Source organism: Micromonospora sp. NPDC049497 (assembly GCF_044465805.1).
GTDB lineage: Bacteria > Actinomycetota > Actinomycetes > Mycobacteriales > Micromonosporaceae > Micromonospora.
In genome coordinates this window covers 56,497-74,359 of sequence record NZ_JBITMC010000013.1, presented here as the reverse complement: position 1 = coordinate 74,359, position 17,863 = coordinate 56,497, and the positions used below count along the sequence as shown (strand labels likewise).

At 73.7% G+C, this 17,863-nt stretch carries 17 protein-coding genes; 7 read left to right on the top strand and 10 right to left on the bottom strand.

Annotated elements, in window-relative coordinates:
- Window positions 1-3: 3 nt before the first annotated feature.
- Window positions 4-1,650 carry an apolipoprotein N-acyltransferase gene (gene lnt, locus ACIBR0_RS18865; RefSeq protein ID WP_396717196.1) on the bottom strand — a complete coding sequence of 549 codons (1,647 nt, stop codon included), beginning with the start codon at window positions 1,648-1,650 and terminating at the stop codon, window positions 4-6.
- Window positions 1,651-1,817: 167 nt separating this feature from the next.
- Between lnt and ACIBR0_RS18860 the strand changes: the two genes are divergently transcribed.
- Window positions 1,818-2,885 (top strand): NAD(P)H-dependent flavin oxidoreductase, encoded by a 1,068-nt coding sequence (locus ACIBR0_RS18860; RefSeq protein WP_396717194.1) that lies wholly within the window; start codon window positions 1,818-1,820, stop codon window positions 2,883-2,885.
- Window positions 2,886-2,911: 26 nt separating this feature from the next.
- On the opposite strand, the gene ACIBR0_RS18855 is transcribed toward ACIBR0_RS18860, so the two are convergent.
- On the bottom strand, window positions 2,912-3,604 hold the full coding sequence (locus ACIBR0_RS18855) for a winged helix-turn-helix transcriptional regulator (protein ID WP_396717192.1): 693 nt from the start codon (window positions 3,602-3,604) through the stop codon (window positions 2,912-2,914).
- Between the two features lie 85 nt (window positions 3,605-3,689).
- Between ACIBR0_RS18855 and ACIBR0_RS18850 the strand changes: the two genes are divergently transcribed.
- The 3 genes from ACIBR0_RS18850 to ACIBR0_RS18840 all read left to right on the top strand — a co-directional run bounded on the left by ACIBR0_RS18850 (window position 3,690) and on the right by ACIBR0_RS18840 (window position 6,746).
- Window positions 3,690-4,190 carry a pyridoxamine 5'-phosphate oxidase family protein gene (locus ACIBR0_RS18850; protein WP_396717411.1) on the top strand — a complete coding sequence of 167 codons (501 nt, stop codon included), beginning with the start codon at window positions 3,690-3,692 and terminating at the stop codon, window positions 4,188-4,190.
- Window positions 4,187-4,864: an alpha/beta fold hydrolase gene (locus ACIBR0_RS18845; RefSeq protein WP_396717190.1), complete on the top strand. Its 678-nt coding sequence runs from the start codon at window positions 4,187-4,189 to the stop codon at window positions 4,862-4,864. The genes ACIBR0_RS18850 and ACIBR0_RS18845 overlap by 4 nt, the downstream gene beginning before the upstream one ends.
- Window positions 4,865-5,369: 505 nt before the next feature.
- Complete coding sequence (locus ACIBR0_RS18840) at window positions 5,370-6,746, top strand: PhoX family protein (RefSeq protein WP_396717188.1); 1,377 nt, start codon at window positions 5,370-5,372, stop codon at window positions 6,744-6,746.
- A gap of 85 nt (window positions 6,747-6,831) precedes the next feature.
- Here ACIBR0_RS18840 and ACIBR0_RS18835 read toward each other — a convergent pair whose 3' ends face one another.
- From ACIBR0_RS18835 to ACIBR0_RS18810, 6 genes are read right to left on the bottom strand one after another with little or no spacing between them, the layout of a single operon-like run.
- Window positions 6,832-8,175 (bottom strand): glutamate mutase L, encoded by a 1,344-nt coding sequence (locus ACIBR0_RS18835; protein ID WP_396717186.1) that lies wholly within the window; start codon window positions 8,173-8,175, stop codon window positions 6,832-6,834.
- Entirely contained in the window at window positions 8,172-8,564 is a 393-nt protein-coding gene (locus tag ACIBR0_RS18830; protein ID WP_396717184.1) for a hotdog domain-containing protein, read from the bottom strand. The genes ACIBR0_RS18835 and ACIBR0_RS18830 overlap by 4 nt, the downstream gene beginning before the upstream one ends.
- Window positions 8,561-9,340: an OAM dimerization domain-containing protein gene (locus ACIBR0_RS18825; RefSeq protein ID WP_396717182.1), complete on the bottom strand. Its 780-nt coding sequence runs from the start codon at window positions 9,338-9,340 to the stop codon at window positions 8,561-8,563. The genes ACIBR0_RS18830 and ACIBR0_RS18825 overlap by 4 nt, the downstream gene beginning before the upstream one ends.
- Window positions 9,337-10,899: a lysine 5,6-aminomutase subunit alpha gene (locus ACIBR0_RS18820; RefSeq protein WP_396717180.1), complete on the bottom strand. Its 1,563-nt coding sequence runs from the start codon at window positions 10,897-10,899 to the stop codon at window positions 9,337-9,339. The genes ACIBR0_RS18825 and ACIBR0_RS18820 overlap by 4 nt, the downstream gene beginning before the upstream one ends.
- Complete coding sequence (locus tag ACIBR0_RS18815) at window positions 10,896-12,467, bottom strand: amidohydrolase (RefSeq protein WP_396717178.1); 1,572 nt, start codon at window positions 12,465-12,467, stop codon at window positions 10,896-10,898. The genes ACIBR0_RS18820 and ACIBR0_RS18815 overlap by 4 nt, the downstream gene beginning before the upstream one ends.
- 5 nt (window positions 12,468-12,472) lie before the next feature.
- The gene (locus ACIBR0_RS18810; RefSeq protein WP_396717408.1) at window positions 12,473-13,522 is read right to left on the bottom strand and encodes a zinc-binding alcohol dehydrogenase; all 1,050 of its coding nucleotides are present in this window, start codon (window positions 13,520-13,522) and stop codon (window positions 12,473-12,475) included.
- Window positions 13,523-13,675: 153 nt separating this feature from the next.
- Here ACIBR0_RS18810 and ACIBR0_RS18805 point away from each other — a divergent pair, with 153 nt between their 5' ends.
- Both ACIBR0_RS18805 and ACIBR0_RS18800 read left to right on the top strand, forming a co-directional pair.
- The gene (locus tag ACIBR0_RS18805) at window positions 13,676-15,082 is read left to right on the top strand and encodes a KamA family radical SAM protein (RefSeq protein WP_396717176.1); all 1,407 of its coding nucleotides are present in this window, start codon (window positions 13,676-13,678) and stop codon (window positions 15,080-15,082) included.
- Between the two features lie 92 nt (window positions 15,083-15,174).
- The gene (locus tag ACIBR0_RS18800) at window positions 15,175-16,314 is read left to right on the top strand and encodes a low temperature requirement protein A (protein ID WP_396717174.1); all 1,140 of its coding nucleotides are present in this window, start codon (window positions 15,175-15,177) and stop codon (window positions 16,312-16,314) included.
- Here the strand turns inward: ACIBR0_RS18800 and ACIBR0_RS18795 are convergent.
- On the bottom strand, window positions 16,292-16,624 hold the full coding sequence (locus ACIBR0_RS18795; RefSeq protein WP_357036330.1) for a YnfA family protein: 333 nt from the start codon (window positions 16,622-16,624) through the stop codon (window positions 16,292-16,294). The genes ACIBR0_RS18800 and ACIBR0_RS18795 overlap by 23 nt on opposite strands.
- A 159-nt stretch (window positions 16,625-16,783) precedes the next feature.
- Between ACIBR0_RS18795 and ACIBR0_RS18790 the strand changes: the two genes are divergently transcribed.
- Window positions 16,784-17,395, top strand: a complete 612-nt coding sequence (locus ACIBR0_RS18790; RefSeq protein WP_396717172.1) for a histidine phosphatase family protein — start codon at window positions 16,784-16,786, stop codon at window positions 17,393-17,395.
- Here the strand turns inward: ACIBR0_RS18790 and ACIBR0_RS18785 are convergent.
- On the bottom strand, window positions 17,325-17,831 hold the full coding sequence (locus ACIBR0_RS18785; RefSeq protein ID WP_396717170.1) for an Lrp/AsnC family transcriptional regulator: 507 nt from the start codon (window positions 17,829-17,831) through the stop codon (window positions 17,325-17,327). The two genes, ACIBR0_RS18790 and ACIBR0_RS18785, sit on opposite strands and share 71 nt — an antisense overlap.
- Between the last annotated feature and the right edge of the window lie 32 nt (window positions 17,832-17,863).

The following is a 17,863-nucleotide window of genomic DNA, read 5'->3' as shown; positions in this document are numbered from 1 at the left end:
CCGTCATCCGGTGCGCGGCTGCTCCTGCGGGCCCACCGTCGCGCGCCGCCGGCGCAGCACGGCCGCGCCGGCCAGGGCGGCCACCGCCACGGCGGTCAGGGCCACCTCCGGCCACAGCCCGATCCGGGTGGCCAGGGTGCGCCCGTCGGCGAGCCGGACCTCCCGGACCACCACCGCCCGGGTGTTGAACCCGGTGGCGTCACTTACCCGCCCGTCCGGGGCGACGAACCCGGACACACCGACCGTGGAGGCCATCAACGCGGGCCGGCCGTGTTCGACGGCCCGCAGCCGTACCATCGCCAGCTGCTGGCGTGCCTCGGCCACGTCGAAGGTGGCGTTGTTGGTCTGTACCACCAGCAGCTGCGCCCCGCCGGTGACGGTGTCGCGGACCACCTCGTCGTAGGCGACCTCGAAGCAGATGACGTCACCGAGCACGGCGGACGGGGTACGCAGGACGCCGGGTTCGGTGCCGGGCACGAAGTCCGCGCGGACCCGGTCGACCTCCTTGCTGACCATCCGGGCGATGTCGCGCATCGGCACGTACTCGGCGAACGGCACCGGGTGCCGCTTGGTGTACAGCTGCGCCAGGTCCGGGCCGGTCCCCGGCAGCCACATCAGCCCCGCATTGCGCACCTGGCCCGCGCCGGGACCGCGCAGCACGGCGCCGACCAGGATCGGCGCGTCGATCGCGTCGGCGGCCTCGGAGATCCGCGCCCCGGCGGAGGCGTCGCGCAGGGGGTCGATGTCGGAGGAGTTCTCCGGCCACACCACCAGGTCCGGTCGCCGCTGGGTGCCGGCGGCCACCTGCCGGGCGAGGTCGACGGTCGCGTCGACGTGGTTGTTCAGCACCGCCTGCCGCTGGGCGTTGAAGTCCAGGCCGAGGCGCGGCACGTTGCCCTGCACGATCGCCACGGTCACCGCCTCGCCGGGGCGGGCGGCGCCGACGGGGACGAGCAGCCCGATTCCGGGCACGGCCAGCACCGCCGCGGTCAGCCCGGCGACCGGCGCCCACCGCCGGGCGCCCGCCGCGCCGCCCCGCAGCTGCCCGGCGCGCCACGCGGCGGCGGCCAGGAGTCCGCCGGTCAGCGCCACGGCGAACGTCACCAGCGGCGCGCCGCCGAGGGCGGCCAGCCGCAGCAGCGGGGAGTCCTCCTGGCTGAACGCGAGCCGTCCCCACGGGAAGCCGCCGAAGGGGGTGCGGTCCCGCAGGGCCTCCTGCCCGACCCACAGCACGGCGGTCAGCGCCGGCCACGCCGCCCGGAACCGGTCGGCCAGCGGCGACGCGTACGCGGCGGCGGCGCCGAGCAGCGCCAGGTAGCCGGCCTGCAGCAGGGACAGCAGCACCCACGGCAGGTAGCCGGTGTGCAGGTTCGTCCAGCTCAGCATCGGCGCGAACAGCGCCACGCCGGTCAGGAAGCCCAGCCCGGCGCCGGCGCGGATCCGGCGGCGGTGCACCGCGGTGGCCAGCAGCGCCACTCCGACCGGCGCCAACGGCCACAGCCCGTACGGAGGGAACGCCAGCAGCAGCGCCAGCCCGGCGGTCACCGCCAGGGCGACCGCCACGCGCATCGGCAGCGCGCGGGGCGCGTCGGCGTGCGCGCGCACCTGCCCGACGTGCGCCTCACTGCTGTCCACGGCCGTCACCGGCACCTCACCACGATCACGGGGGTGAAGGCTACCCGCCCGCCGCCCGGGTGACCGCCTCGCCCGGAAGCGCGGGGGTGGCCCCCGTTACGAGAAGATGCTCCTCGGGGTAACCACGCCGCACGACGGCCCGTGAAAGGACACCGATGACCTCGTCCACCTCCCCTTGGCCGGTGACCCGCTTCAGTCGCCTGCTCGGCCTGCGCCGGCCGGTCGTGCAGGGCCCGTTCGGCAGTGGCCTCTCCTCGGTGGATCTGACCGTGGCGGTCGCCGAGGCCGGCGCGGTGGGGTCCTTCGGCGCGAACCATCTCGACGCCGAGGGCATCACCGCGCTCGTCGCGGACCTGACGTCCCGCACGGACGGGGTGGTCAACGTCAACCTGTGGGTGCCGCTGCCGGGCGAGGCGGACGTCCGGGTCGACGCCGACGAGGTGGCCGGGTTCGTCGCGCCGCTGCGTCCGTTCTACGACGCTCTCGGCGTCGCCGTCCCCGACGGCCCGCCGCCGGCCGCGCCGCGCTACGACGACCAGATCGTCGCGCTCCTGGCGGCCGCGCCACGGGTGATCAGTTTCGTGTTCGGTGTGCCGGACGCCGAGGTCGTCGCCGAAGCGCACCGCCGGGGTGTCGTCGTGCTGGCCACGGCGACGACCGTCGAGGAGGCCGTCGTCCTCGACCAGGCCGGCGTCGACGTGATCGTCGCCTCCGGCAGTGACGCCGGCGGCCACCGGGGCGCGTTCCTGCGCCCGGTCGAGGAGTCCCTCGTCGGCACCCTCTCGCTCGTCCCGCAGGTCGTCGACGCGGTCGCCGCGCCGGTGGTGGCGGCGGGCGGCATCACCGACGCCCGCCAGGTCCGGGCGGCCTTCGCGCTGGGCGCCGAGGGGGTGCAGATCGGCAGCGGTTTCCTCGCCACCCACGAGTCGGCGGTACCCGACGTGCACAAGGACGCGCTCACCACGGCCCCGGGCCGGCACTGCACCGTCCTGACGTCGGCCTTCTCCGGTCGGCTCGCCCGTGGGGTGCCCAACCGGGTCACCCGCGCCCTGGCCGATCCGGCGGTTCCCCGCGCGCCGTACCCGGCGCAGTCGGCGCTCACCGCGCCGCTGCGGCGCGCCGCGGCGGCGGCCGGGGACCGCGAGCACGCGAGCCTCTGGTCGGGTCAGTCCGCCCCGCTCGGCCGGCGGACAGGGGCTGTCGACTACCTGGAGCGCCTCGACGCGGATCTCGCCGCCGCGGCGCCCTGACCCGTCATCGGGGCCGGAGCGGGCGGTTACCGCCGCGGCTCGGACGACCGCGGGTCCGGCGCGACGTCGCCGGTGGTGGCGGGGCGGGGGAAGCAGCCGAGGAAGTGCTCGGCGATGCGCCGGTCCCCGTGGACGCGCAACGCTCCGGAGCGCTCGGCGTCCTCGCGGGGCCGGTAGCCGTAGACGACTTCGAGCAGGGTGCCGACGTCGTCGGTCTCCACCACGGCGGCGCAGCGGTCCGCACCGTCCCGGGTGATCGTCAGGCTTCCGTCCGGTTCGGCCTCGGCGACGAACCCGTCGGCGCCGATCCGCACCCCCACCGGCGATGTCGGGTCGCCGGCCGGCCCCGGGAGGTACGTGGTGCGCAGAGCCAGCATCAGCGCGTCCACACTCAGCTGCCCGGTGGCGGGCAACGGTTGGCGACTGCCCCACCGGCCGAGGGCCAGGACGGTCTCCTCCAGCTCCAGGCCGCGCGGGGTGAGCTGGTAGACCCGGGCGCTGGCCGGTGGCCCGAGGACCCGCCGGGTGACCAGTCCGGCCTGCTCCAGCTCGCGTAACCGTTGGGACAGGACGTTCTGGCTCATCGCGGGCAGGCCCCGGCTGAGGTCGGAGAACCGTTTCGGTCCGAGCAGCAGCTCGCGGACGACCAGCAGTGCCCACCGCTCGCCGACGACGGCCAGAGCCCGGGCGAGCCCACACAGATCGTCGTAGGAACGCATCGACCCAGGATAGCGAAAGCACTTGCTCTCTCGAATCGACTGCTCCTAATCTAGGAGCACATCACGTTGGGGGGAAACCGTGACCATGACCACCGCCCTGCCGCAGGGCGACGTACGACTGCTCGACCATCCGGTGGCGCGAAAGCTGCTCGCGTCCACGGAGCTGGCCCGCCTCGCCTACGTCGCGTCCGACGGCACACCGCGCGTGCTGCCGATCATGTTCCACCACACCGGCGACGAGGTGGTGTTCTGCACGTTCGCCGGCGCGCGGAAGATCCCCGCCCTGCGGGCCCGCCCCGACGTGGCGGTCACCATCGACACCACCGACGCCCCGCCGGAGGTGCTGCTGCTGCGCGGCCGGGTCACCGTCACCGACGTCGACGGCGTCGCCCCGGAGTACCTGGCCGCCCACCGCCGCTACGGCGGCGCGGAGCAGGAGGCCGCCGTACGCGCCGACACCGACGCGCCGGGACTGAAGATGGCCCGCATCGCCCTGCGCCCGACGTGGGTGGGGGTGCTGGACTTCGCCACCCGCTTCCCCGGCGGCGGCACCGCCGAGGACTTCGCACGCCGGGGGCAGGCGTGACGTACGTGCTGATCCCCGGGGCGGGCGGCAGCGCCGACTACTGGCACCTGCTGACCGCCGAGCTGAGCCGGCACGGCCACGACAGCGTCGCGGTGGACCTGCCCGCCGACGACGACACCGCCGCGCTGCCCGAGTACGCCGACATCGTCCGCGCCGCCATCGGCGACCGGTCGGAGGTGGTGCTGGTCGCCCAGTCCCTCGGCGCGTTCACCGCGCCACTGGTCGCCGACGACCCGAGGGTGGCCACGGTGGTCCTGGTCAACCCGATGATCCCCGCCCCGGGCGAGACTCCCGGGCAGTGGTGGGAGGCGACCGGTCAGGCGCGGGCCCGCACCGCGTACGCCCTCGCCGAGGGTCGGACGCCGAGCGACGACGTCGACCTGACGGTGGACTTCCTCCACGACGTGCCGGCGCCGGTCGTGGACCGGCTGATGGCGGCCGAGCCCCGAGGAGAGTCCGAGGCGGTGTTCGTCCGGCCCAACCCGCTGCGCCGCTGGCCGGACGTGCCGACGCGGGTGGTCACCGGCCGCGACGACCGGTTCTTCCCGGCGGACTTCCAACGCCGGCTGGCCCGGGAGCGCCTCGGCGTCGACGTCGACCTTCTACCCGGTGGGCACCTGCTCGCGCTGAGCCAACCGGCGCGCCTGGCCCGGCAGGTGTTGTCGTACCGGTGAGATGAAATCGGGGCGCGGCTTCCGCCGCGCCCCGATGCTCCCAGGCCCTCCCCGGCCGGTGGGGCGAGGATGGGGCACGCCGACCTTCGGACCGACCTGACGGAGGACTGGCTGTCCCCGCCCGGCCGTTGTCTACTGGCCGTGCACCTCACCCTGCCCGTACACCGGTAACCGCGGCCGGTTCGCGCCGCCCCGCCGACCCCCGCCCGCTGGACCTGGCCGCCGCGACGAACTGCTTGATGTCGCTCGGCCAGCGGACGAAGGGACGAAGCGAACAACAGCCGCTTCCCGTAGTAGGACTCAAAGACGGTACGTGCTGCCCCCCGGGCGCTGTCAACCCACCCCGGACGAGTCGTGGCCGTCACATTCGGCGTGTCGCGTCGGCGCGTCCCGACGGACGACGGTGGCACGCCGTTCAGCTGAGGTTCACACCGCATCCGGTGACGCTGCGCACCTGCGCTCCTAGCGTCGGGGCGACACGACAACCCCTTTCTCGGAGGTGCATGTGAGTCCGATCGACGGTGTGGACCGGCGCAACCTGCTACGCGGCGGGGTGACCGCCGCGGCGCTGGCCGCGCTCGGCCCGCTCGACGCCCTCGGCGCCCGCACCGCCGGCGCCGCCCCCCTGGCGAAGCTGCCGGCCAGCCCCGACTACGGCCCGCTCCACCCGGTACGGGACGCCACGACCGGCCTGGAACTGCTGCGCCTGCCGCGCGGCTTCGAGTACCTCAGCTACGGCTGGACCGGCGACGTGATGTCCGACGGCATCCCGACGCCCGGCGCCCACGACGGCATGGCGGCGTTCCGCCGCGGCGACGGGAAGATCTCCCTGGTCCGCAACCACGAACGCGGCGGCTACACCGGCGCGTTCACCACCCCCGCCTACAACCCGGCTGCCACCGGCGGCACCACCACCCTGGTGTTCGACCCCGACGCGGGCGCCTTCACCGACTCGTGGGCGAGCCTGTCCGGCACGATCCGCAACTGCGCCGGCGGCCCCACCCCCTGGGGCACCTGGCTGACCTGTGAGGAGACCACCGAACTGGGCCCGGACGGCACCCGCCACGGGTACGTGTTCGAGGTGCCGCACACCGGCAAGGGCGACCCACGCCCGCTGCGGCAGATGGGCCGGTTCAGCCACGAGGCCGTGGCCGTGGACCCGGCCACCGGCATCGTCTACCTGACCGAGGACGCCACCCCGTCGGGCCTGTACCGGTATCTGCCCACCGTCCCCGGTGAGCTGGCCGCCGGCGGCGTCCTGCAGATGCTGGTGATCCCCACGGCGGACTCCTCGTCGTACTCCACCTACACCGACGGCACCGGCACCGAGTACCGCGACCTGACGTGGGTGACCATCGACAACCCCGACTACGCCCCCGGCGAGGTCCGGCCGGCGTTGCAGGGCGCGGCCTCCGGCGGCGCGGTGTTCCGCCGCCTGGAGGGCGCCTGGTACGGCAACGAGCGCATCTACATCGTGTCCACCAGCGGCGGGCCGGCCGGCCAGGGCCAGGTCTTCGAGTACGACCCGGCGGCGGAGCGGATGCGGGTGCTGTTCGCCTCCCCCGACGCGGCGGTGCTGAACAACCCGGACAACATCTGCGTCAGCCCGCGCGGCGGCATCGTGCTGTGCGAGGACGGCAGCTCCGGGGAGTACCTGCACGGCCTCACCACCGACGGGGTGATCTTCCCGTTCGCCCTGAACCAGGTGGTGATCCCCACCGGAGGGGTGCCCGGCAAGACCGTCGCGGCCGGCGACTACTCCGGGTCGGAGTGGTGCGGCTCCACGTTCGACCCGCGCAACGGCAACTGGCTGTTCGTCAACGTGCAGAGCCCCGGCATCACCTTCGCGATCACCGGCCCGTGGCGGACCGGGTCACTGTGACGCCCCGGTCGACCCCCGGCGGCGGGAGCTGACCGCCCGGGCACGCCGGTGCTGTTAAGAGGGGCCCCCTGTACCACGCGAGGCGTTAACGGGGGGCCCTTCCTTCCATCCGGTGCAGCAGGGCGCGGGCCGCGGTGGGATGGTCGGCGGCGAGCAGCCCACCGGCGGCCAGGACGTAGTCGACGTCGACGACCGGCCGGGCGGCGCGCGGCAGCGGCCACCCGCCGGCGTGGTCGGTCAGCACCGCGCCGAGCACCCCGGCGGCGACGTCTCCGGCGGCGTGCCGCAGCACCCCGCCCGAGCCGACCAGCAGCCGCACGTCCCGCAGGTCCCGGCCGGCGCGCTCACCGGTGGCCGCGCCCCGGGCGTGCCGACGCAGCGCCACCGTCGCGGCGAGCGCGGCGATGCGGGCGTCGACGGCCCGCTGCCCGTCGTCGGTGGGCAGGAAACCCGGGTCGGCGGCACGGGCGTCCGCCGCCGCGGTCAGCTCACCGGCGTCGGCCGCGGTGAGCAGCCGCTCCTCCACGGCCGCCCGCACCACACCGGGCGCGCTCCACCGCATCCCCAGGTCACCCTCCACGGTCCGGGCCCGCCACAGCGTGCCGGCGACCTCCCGCCCCGGCCCGGTGGCCCGCTCGTCCGGGGTCAGCACCGAGTACACGTCGGTGGTCGCCCCACCCACGTCCACCACGGCCAGGTCCCCGCCGAGACCGTCGGCGAGGACCTCCACCCCGGTCAGCACCGCGTCCGGCGTGGCCGCGCGCACCAGCCGCGCGAAGCGCGTACCCCGCGACAGCCGCTTGCCGCCGATGACGTGCCGCAGGAACACCTCCCGGATCGCCGCCCGCGCCGAGGACGGCGCGAGGACACCGATGCGGGGCAGCACGTTGTCCGCGACCGTCACCGGCACCTGGCCGGCGGCGAGCAGGGCGTGCAGGTCGTCGCGGGCGTCGGCGTTGCCGGCGAGCACCACCGGCACCCGCCACCGGGCCTTCGCCAGGCGCGTCGCGTTGTGGGTGAGCGTCTCGGCGTCACCCCCGTCGGTGCCGCCGACCAGCAGCACCACGTCCGGCCGGGCGGACCGCAACGCCGCCACGTCCGCCGCGCCCAACCGGCCGGCGGCCACGTGCACCACGTTCGCCCCGGCCGACAGGCCGACCCGCCGGCCGGCCTGCGCCGTCACCAGCGGCTCGTACCCGACCACCGCCAGGCGCAGCCCCCCGCCGGCCGACGAGCACACGTACCACGGCGCGTCGCCCACCGGCAGCCGCGCGGTGGCCGCCGCGACCGCGGCGTCCAGGCCGTGCAGCACGTCACTGTCCACCGTCGTGGGCGCCGACGCCGCCGCGAGCAGGCCACCGCCGTCGAGGTCGACCACCGCGACCTTGGTGTACGTCGAGCCGACGTCGGCGCAGACGGCGACGTTCACGCCGCCGGCGGTACGACCACGGTGCCGGTCGCGGTGACCGCCACCACCGGCTCGTCGAGGACCTCGGCGGCGGACTCCCCCTTGTCGGGGCGCCCCCGGCACACCACCCGCGCTTCGAAGTCGAGGGTGCGGCTGCGGGTGCCCACCCGGGTGACCGTCGCGGTCACCTCCAGCACGTCGCCGGCCTTCATCGGCGCCCGGAACTGCACGTCGGAGTAGGACGCGAACAGACCCTCGTCGCCGTCGGTGCGGATGCACACCTCGGTGGCGACGTCACCGAACAGGCCCAGCGCGTACGCGCCGTCGACCAGGTTCCCCGCGTAGTGGGCGTGCGCGTACGGCACGTACCGCCGGTGCGTCACCCTCAAACCCAGCCGCTCGTCGCTCATGCCGGCACCTTCCTGTTCGTGATCAACGCGTGCACCAGGTACGACGCGACCTCGCCCGGGGTGGTGCCCCGGCCGAAGATCCGGTCGACACCCAGCTCGCCGGCCATCTTCTCGTCGAAACGGGGACCGCCGACGATCAGCAGCGGACGCTTCCCGGCCGGCATGGCCTCCCGGAACGCCGCCGACATCTCCCGCGTGTTGTGCAGGTGCGCGTCGCGCTGCGTCACCACCTGCGACACGAGCACCGCGTCGGCCTTCTCCACCCGGGCGGCCTCCACCAGCTCCGGCACGCTGACCTGCGCGCCCAGGTTGGTGACCTTCAACTCCCGGTAGTACTCCAGGCCCTTCTCCCCCGCGATGCCCTTGACGTTGAGGATCGCGTCGATACCGACGGTGTGCGCGTCGGTGCCGATGCACGCACCCACCACCGACAGCTTGCGGCGCAACTGCCGCTTCACCACCGCGTTGACCTCCTTGGCGCCCAGCAGCGGGTAGTCGCGCTCCACCACCTGCACCGCGGACAGGTCCACCAGGTGGTTCACCCGCCCGTACACCACGAAGAACGTGAACCCGTCGCCGACGGGCTTGGCGTGCACCAGCATCGCCGGGTCGATGCCCATCTTCGCCGCGAGCTGCACCGCCGCGCCCTCGGCCCGCTTGTCGTACGGCACCGGCAGCGTGAACGACACCTGCACCATGCCGTCACCGGTGGTGTCCCCGTACGGCCGGACGATCGTCTTCCCGGCGGCGGCGCCGCCGGTTTCCACGGCGCTCATGCGGCCGGCCCTTCCAGGATGTCGGTGGCCGGGTTGTAGTAGCCGGCCTCGTGCCGCGCGACCCCGTCGAGGCCCTTGCCCCGGTCCGCGGGCCGCTTCATGATCCCGAACGTGCCCTCGGCGATCGCCGTCAGCAGCGACTGCTCCCCGATCCGCTCCAGCAGGTCCAGCGCCTCACCGAGGACCCGGTTGGCGCGCTGCTGGATGAACCCGCCCGGCGCGGGCACGAAGTCCTCGTGCAGCCCCCCGGCCGCGCCGAGCACATAGCGGACGTTCTGCAGGGCGATGTCCCGGTCCGACAGCCACGGCGTCACCACCGCCTCGGTCATCATCCCCACCAGCAGGATCCCCTGCCCGGTCATCGTGCCCACCAGGTTGAAGAACCCGTCGAGCAGGTTGCCCCGGAACACGTCACCGGTCATGTGCTTCGTCGGCGGCATCCACTTCAGCGGCGCATCCGGGAACAGCTCCCGCGCCAGCAGCGCGTGCGCCAGCTCCAACCGGAACGACTCCGGCACGTCCGGGTTGATCTCGAACGCGTGCCCCAGCCCCAACTGCCAGTCCGCCAGGCCCGCCTCGTGCGCGAAGAACTCGTTGAGCAGCTGCGACACCGTCACCGTGTGCGCCTCGTCCACCGCGTCGGCGGTGGTCAGGTAGTTGTCCTCACCGGTGTTGATGATGATCCCCGCCCGGGCGTGCACCTGCCGCGAGAACCGCTGGTCCACGAAGGTGCGGATCGGGTTGATGTCGCGGAACAGGATCCCGTACATCGAGTCGTTGAGCATCATGTCGAGGCGTTCCAGACCGGCCAGGGTCGCCATCTCCGGCATGCACAGACCCGACGCGTAGTTCGTCAGACGCACGTACCGGCCCAGCTCCCGCGACGACTCATCCAGCGCCGCCCGCATCAGCCGGAAGTTCTCCTGCGTCGCGTACGTCCCGGCGAACCCCTCCCGGGTCGCGCCCTCCGGCACGTAGTCCAGCAGCGACTGCCCCGTCGACCGGATCACCGCGATCACGTCCGCGCCCGCCCGCGCCGCCGCCTGCGCCTGCGGAATGTCCTCGTAGATGTCCCCGGTCGCCACGATCAGGTAGATCCACGGCCGCTGCTTCGGATCCCCGTACCGCCTCACCAGGCGCTCCCGCTCGACCCGGCGCCGGTCGACCAGCCGCACCCCCGCCGCGACCGCCTTCCGCGCGGCCCGGCGGGCGGCCGTGGCCGCCCTGCCCGACGGCACCACGAACCGCACCGACCCGGCGGCGGCCTTCTGCGCCAGCAACGTCACGTCCGTGACACCCTCGCGGGCCATCGCGTCGAACACCGGCCCCGCGACCCCGTGCCCCAGACCCACGTCCGCGACCACCGCGTCGACCAGCCGGTTCACCCACGGGATACCGTCCGGGTCCGCGCCGCTCACCCCGGCCAGCCGCAGCACCGCCCGCTCCACCGACACCGTGGTGTGACTGCGCGCCAACTCCACCACCGGCGCCCCGGCACGGCGCGCCAACTCCCGCGCCCGCGCCACCAGCGCCGGATCCAGGTCAAGCTTCTGTGTCACGAACTGCCTTCCTCGTAGATGACCTCACCGCGCAGCACCGTGCGCCGGCACACCGGCAACGGCGTCGGATCCTGCGGACCCCGCAGCTCCGGGTCCTCGGCCAGCAGCACCGGCAGACCCCGATCCACCCCCGCCGGGGTGTCCCACACCGCGAACGTCGCCGGCGCACCCAACGCCAGCACACCCTCGCTGTCCAGGTGCACCGCCCGCCACCCACCCCGGGTGTGCGCCGCGAACGCCGCCCGCACACTCATCCGCTGCGAGGGGTTGTGGTGCGCCGCCGCCGCCCGCACCGACCCCCACGGATCCAGCGGCGTCACCGGCGAATCCGACCCGAACGCCAACGCCACCCCCACCGAGTGCATCGCACCCATCGGGTTGGACTCCAACGACCGGTCCAGACCCAACCGCGACTCGTACATCCGGCCCGCGCCACCCCACAACCGGTCGAACGCCGGCTGCATCGACGCCACGATCCCGTACTCCACGAACCCGGCGATCAACCGCTTGCTCATGATCTCCGCGTGCTCCACCCGGTGCCGGGCCGCCCGCAACCGATCCGTGCCCAACGTCCCCGCCGCCGCCGCGAACCCCTCCAGCACCGTGGAGATCGCCGCGTCACCGATCGCGTGGAACCCGCCCTGCATCCCGTGCGCCGCGCAGTCCAGCAGGTGGTCACGCACCTGCTCCACGCTCAGGTACCCGTGCCCGCACGACCCGCCCTCGGAGTCCAGGTACGCCGACGACACGTGCGCCGTCCGCGACCCCAGCGCCCCGTCGGCGAACAGGTCCCCGCCCGCGCCCACCGCGCCCAACTCCCGCGCCCGCGCCGCACCCGACAGCTCACCCCAGTACCCGTACACCTCCGGCACCCCGGCACCGGAGACCGCCAGCAACCCGGTGAAGTCCTCCTCGTCGGAGATGTCCGGACCGCCGCACTCGTGCACCGCCGCGATACCCAGCGACGCCGCGTGCGCCAGAGCCACCCGCTGCGCCGCCACCCGCTGCGCCCGGGTCACCGACCCCTGCGCCGCCGCCCGCACCACATGGTGCGCGTCGCGCCGCAACCAGCCCGACGCGTCGTACCCCGGCGCGGCCTGCGCCTCCGGACACGCCGCCAGCAGCGCCGCCGACACCAACGCCGAGTGGATCGACGCCTGCGACAGGTACACCCGCCGCCCACCGGCCGCCCGGTCCAACTCGGCGGCGTCCGGCAGCCGCCGGTCCGCCCAGTTCGACTCGTCCCAGCCGTGCCCCAGCACCACCGCGTCGCCCGGCAAGCCCGCCGCGAACGCCGACACCGCGTCCAGCAGCTCACCCGCCGACCGCACCGACGACAGGTCCAGGCCCGACAACACCAGACCCGTGTCCGTGGCGTGCACGTGCGCGTCCACGAACGCCGGCGTCACCAGCGCCCCGTCCAGCTCCACCACCTGATCGGCGGCCGGCGCGTCACCGGCCGCACCCAACCAGGCGATCCGGCCGTCGCGCACCAGCAGCGCCGTCGCGCTCGGATCCGCCGGACAGTGCAGCGCGCCACCGCGGTACAACGTCGAGGGGTTCGTCATGGCACTCAGTCTGCCGCCAGCCGCGCCTCGAAGAGACGACGCACCCCCGGCTCGGAGCGCAACAGCCCCATCGCCAGCTCCGCGTGCCCCGGCACGTACCCGTTGCCCACCAGCATCGTCACGTCCGCCGCCAGGCCCTCCGCGCCCAACGCCGCCGCCGCGAAGCTCGTCGCCATCGAGAAGAAGACCACCGTGCCGCCGTCGGCGGTGGCCAGCACCGCGCCGTGCTCGCAGCCCGGCACGTCCACGCACACCACCGTCACGTCCGCCGGCGCCCCCAGCGCCGACGTCACCGCCGTCGACAGCGCCACCGGATCCCGCGCGTCGGCCAACGCCACCACCGACGCCAGGCCGGCGGCCTCCAGCGCATCACGCTCCGCCGCCACCGGAACCACCCCGACCGTACGCCGCGCGCCCGCCCGCCGCGCCGCGGCCAGCGACAGCGACCCGCTCTTGCCCGCGCCCCCGATCACCGCCACCCGCACCGGCGTCGGGTCACCCGCACGCTCCCGCCGCGCCACGTGCTCGGCGACCACCCGCGCGGTCAGCGCCGGCGCACCGCACACGTCCAGCACCGCCAGGGACAACTCCGGGTGCAGGTCCTCGGGCAGCACCGCCGCGATCGACCGGGCGAACAGGATCGCGTACCCGTCGCACGGCACCTGCTCGCTGCGCCCGTCCCACCGCGCCAGACCGTCGAGGATCGTCAGCGGCGTCAGCGTCAACGACACCAGCGTCGCCACCCGCTGCCCCGGCCGCAGCCCCAGCGGCGAGCGCCGCCCGGCCTCCTCGACCGTGCCGATCAGCATGCCCCCCGAACCCGTCACCGGGTTCTGCATCTTCCCCCGCGTCGACACGATGTCCAGGACCTCGGCGCGGACCTTCTCCCCGTCCCCGCCGTGCTTCTCCCACAGCTGCCGGAAGCTCGCCGCGTCCAGGTTCAGCCGCTCCACCCGGATCCGGACCTCGTTCGCCGCGATCTCCGGACTGGCGTCCAGGCGCCAGGCCGCCTGCGGCAGCACCCCCGCCGGTTCCACGACGCGGTGCAGACCCACCGGTGACGTCACGCCGACCTCCCCTGTCAGCCGCCCGAAAACCCGGCCAGGGCTCGCGTAGCGGGAAAACTTACGGCAGACTAATTTCTTCGCCGGATATTTTCCAGTAGCCTTCGGAGCCGCTGATCATCCGCACCGCATCGAGGAGGGGCCGTGACCCAGACCCAACCGGTGGAGACCATCCCTGCGCCCCGCCCCACGCCGGTCGCGGTCCCCACCGCCGGACAGCCCTACGAATACCGCCGCAGCCCCCTGGTCGAACCCGACTGGACCCGCTTCCCCGGCTGGCGACACGTCACCCGCGACCAGTGGGAGAACGCCCAGTGGCAGCGCGTCAACTGCGTCAAGAACATCAAGCAGCTGCGCACCGTGCTCGGTGACCTCGTCGACGAGACCTTCTACGACGACCTCGCCGCCGACCAGGCCGCCCTGGCGACGATGTCGATGCTCGTCCCGCCGCAGATGATCAACACGATGGTGCCGTTCGCGCCGCTCACCACCGAGGCGTTCCTCGCCGACCCGATCCGGCGCTACATGATCCCCGTCGCCTCCGACCGGCGCACCGACTGGCCGTCGCACCCGTACGCCAGCCGCGACTCACTCCACGAGCACGACATGTGGGTGGCCGAGGGACTCACCCACCGCTACCCCACCAAGGTCCTCGCCGAGCTGCTCTCCACCTGCCCCCAGTACTGCGGCCACTGCACCCGGATGGACCTCGTCGGCAACTCCACCCCCGCCGTCGACAAGCTCAAGCTCACCCTCAAGCCCGTCGACCGCTACGACGCCCACATCACCTACCTCAAGGCCCACCCCGGCGTCCGCGACGTCGTCGTCTCCGGCGGCGACGTCGCCAACGTGCCGTGGCGCAACCTCGAGTCGTACCTGATGCGGCTGCTCGAACTGGAGACCGTCCGCGACATCCGGCTGGCCACCAAGGCCCTCATGGGCCTGCCCCAGCACTGGCTCCAGCCCGACGTCGTCGAGGGCCTCGAACGCGTCGCCCGCACCGCCGCCCGACGTGGCGTCAACCTCGCCATCCACACCCACGTCAACCACGCCCAGTCGATCACCCCGCTGGTCGCCAAGGCCGCCCAGACCGCCCTCGACGTCGGCGTCCGCGACGTCCGCAACCAGGGCGTCCTCATGCGCGGCGTCAACGCCACCGCCCCCGAGCTGCTCGACCTCTGCTTCGCGCTCCAGGGCGAAGCGGGCATCCTGCCGTACTACTTCTACATGTGCGACATGATCCCCAACGCCGAGCACTGGCGGGTCCCCGTCTGGCACGCCCAGCAGCTCCAGCACGACATCATGGGCTACCTGCCCGGCTACGCCACCCCGCGCATCGTTTGCGACGTGCCCTTCGTCGGCAAGCGCTGGGTGCACATGCTCACCGAGTACGACCGCGACCGCGGCATCTCCTACTGGACCAAGAACTACCGCACCTCCATCGAGTCCGCCGACCTGGAGGCGCTCAACAAGCGCTACGCCTACTACGACCCGATCGACACCCTGCCCGAGACCGGCCAGCAGTGGTGGGCCGCGCACCGCGACGACTGACCCGCACCATCCGTCACCCCCGCCACCACCCGTGCGCGGGGGTGACGCCGTTCCCACCGCCCGACTCGACAACGGCCGCTAGCGTCAGCCCCATGGGGAGCCCGACCCGGGACACCGACGCCGCCGACCGGGTCACCCCCGTCGAACTGTTCTTCGACGTCGTCTTCGTCCTCACCATCACCCAGCTCTCCCAGCTGCTCCTCGACAAACCCGACGGCACCGGCCTCACCCGCGTCATCCTGATCCTCGGGCTCCTCTGGTACCTCTACAGCGGCTACGCCTGGCTCACCAACCACGTCCCGCCCCGCCGCCCCGCGCGCAAGTTCCTGCTCTTCGCCGGCATGACCGGGTTCCTGCTCACCGCCGTCGCCATCCCCGACGCCTTCACCGGCAGCGGACTGCTCTTCGGCCTCGGCTACCTGATCGTCGTCACCGTCCACCTCACCCTGTTCAGCCGCAGCACCGCCCGCGCCGGCGTCCGCCGCCTCGCCCCCTACAACCTCGGCGCCGCCGCCCTCGTCATCGCCGCCGGCCTCGCCACCGGTCCCGCCGTACGCGCCCTCTGGGCCGCCGCCGTCTTCACCCAGGCCGTCCTGCCCTACCTGCTGCCCCGCCACTCCTGGATCAGCGCCGCCGCCAGCTTCCACATCCGGCCCGCCTACTTCATCGAACGCCACGGCCTGCTCGTCATCGTGGCCCTCGGCGAGTCCGTCGTCGCCATCGGCATCGGCGTACCCCACGACAACGTCCCCTTCGCCACCGCGGCAGCCGTCGTCCTGGCCCTCGCCCTGCCCAGCACCCTCTGGTGGACCTACTTCACCGACACCCGGTACGCCGAGACGGTCCTGCACCACGCCGACGACGCCACCCGCACCCGGCTCGCCGCCCGCGTCTACATCGTCAGCCACTTCCTGCTGCTGCTCGGCATCATCGCCACCGCCACCGGCCTGCACGCCGTCGTGGCCCACCCGGACACGTCCGCCGGCTGGCCGCCCGCCCTCGGCCTGTCCGGCGGCGTCGCCCTCTTCCTCCTCGCCGTCGCCGACCAGCGTCACGCACTGGGCGAGGGACACGCGCTCAGCCGCCTGGTCACCGCGGTCGCCGTCGCGGCCACCGCACCCGTCGGCGCCGTCGTCAACGCCGCCCTGCACCTGGCCCTCGTCACCGCCCTGATGACCGTCATGCTCCTGGTCGACGGCCACCGCGCGGTCAGCCCCGAGGCGCGTACATGATCACCGCAACGCCGACCAGACAGATCGCCGCGCCAGCCAGGTCCCACCGGTCCGGCCGGAACCCGTCCACCACCACGCCCCAGGCCAACGATCCCGCCACGAACACACCCCCGTACGCGGCGAGGATCCGCCCGAAGTGCGGGTCCGGCTGGAACGTCGCCACGAACCCGTAGCACCCCAGCGCGATCACCCCTGCGGCGATCCACCACAGCCCGCGGTGCTCCCGCCAGCCCTGCCAGACCAGCCACGCGCCACCGATCTCGGCCAGGGCGGCCAGCACGAACAGCACCAACGAGCGGACGACGGCCACGCCGGCGACCCTACCGGCCATCCCCGCTGGTGATCCCCGCACGCGAGCCTCTCTCCTTTGCCGGCGGCCTTTCGCGGTCCGGTGCGGGTCCGCACACCCCGTAGCGCGTCCTAGGAAGCTAGGTGAACGGAGCGGGAAGCGAACTGGTTGACTGGACGAATGGGAGACCTGGTACTGATCCGGCACGGCGAAACCACGTGGAGCGCCAGCCACCGGCACACCTCGTACACCGACCTGGAGCTGACCCCCGACGGCGAGCGGCAGGCCCGCGCGCTCGGCGCGTTCCTCGCCGGACGGCACTTCGCCGCCGTGCTGAGCAGCCCCCGCGTGCGGGCGCAGCGCACCGCGCACCTCGCCGGCCTGACCGTCACCACCACCGACGACGACCTCGCCGAGTGGAACTACGGCGAGTACGAGGGACGCACCACCGTCGACATCCGCGAGGACCATCCCGGCTGGACGATCTGGTCCGACGGCTGCCCCGGCGGGGAGTCCCCCAGCGAGGTGGGCGAGCGCCTGGACCGGCTGCTGGCCCGCGTGCACCCGCTCGTGGAGACGGGAACCGTCGCCGTGGTCGGGCACGCCCACAACCTGCGGGTCCTCGGCGCCCGGTGGCTCGGCCTGCCGCCGTCGGCCGGCGGGCTGTTCCGGCTGGAGACCGCCACGGTCAGCGTGCTCGGTCACGAGCACGGCCGGCGGGTCATCCTGCGGTGGAACCAGCCGGTTCCCCCGGAGCCCGGGACCGCGACCGACCGGACGGGTCGGCACTGATCTTCGGCGGCCGGCTCTCGTACGGGGTGGACAGCACCACCGTGGTCCGGGTGGTCACGTTCGCCGCGGTACGGATCTCCTGGAGCACCCGCTCCAGGTCCGACGGACCGGCCACCCGCACCAGGAGCAGGTAGAAGTCCTCCCCCGCCACCGAGTAGCACGAGTCGATCTCCGGCAGGTGGGCCAGCCGCTCCGGTGCGTCGTCCGGTTGGGACGGGTCGAACGGCCGGATCGCCACGAACGCGGTCAACGGCAGGTCCAGCGCCTCGAAGGACACCCGGGCCGCGTACCCCCGGATCACGCCGCGCTGCTCCAGCCGGCGCACCCGCTGGTGCACCGCGGAGACCGACAGTCCCACCTTCTCCGCCAGGTCGGTGTACGACAGCCGACCGTCAGCGGTCAGCGCGGCGACGATGGCACGGTCGATCTCCTCCACGGCGTGCAACCTACCGTAAGCGGTCCGCCGGA

Bases quoted from the DNA above. Each gene is read 5' to 3' on its own strand.
- ACIBR0_RS18815 (WP_396717178.1), bottom strand. From the start codon at position 12,467: ATGACGAACCCCTCGACGTTGTACCGCGGTGGCGCGCTGCACTGTCCG.
- ACIBR0_RS18800 (WP_396717174.1), top strand. From the start codon at position 15,175: ATGGGGAGCCCGACCCGGGACACCGACGCCGCCGACCGGGTCACCCCC.
- ACIBR0_RS18855 (WP_396717192.1), bottom strand. From the start codon at position 3,604: ATGCGTTCCTACGACGATCTGTGTGGGCTCGCCCGGGCTCTGGCCGTC.
- ACIBR0_RS18850 (WP_396717411.1), top strand. From the start codon at position 3,690: ATGACCACCGCCCTGCCGCAGGGCGACGTACGACTGCTCGACCATCCG.
- ACIBR0_RS18825 (WP_396717182.1), bottom strand. From the start codon at position 9,340: ATGAGCGCCGTGGAAACCGGCGGCGCCGCCGCCGGGAAGACGATCGTC.
- ACIBR0_RS18830 (WP_396717184.1), bottom strand. From the start codon at position 8,564: ATGAGCGACGAGCGGCTGGGTTTGAGGGTGACGCACCGGCGGTACGTG.
- ACIBR0_RS18790 (WP_396717172.1), top strand. From the start codon at position 16,784: ATGGGAGACCTGGTACTGATCCGGCACGGCGAAACCACGTGGAGCGCC.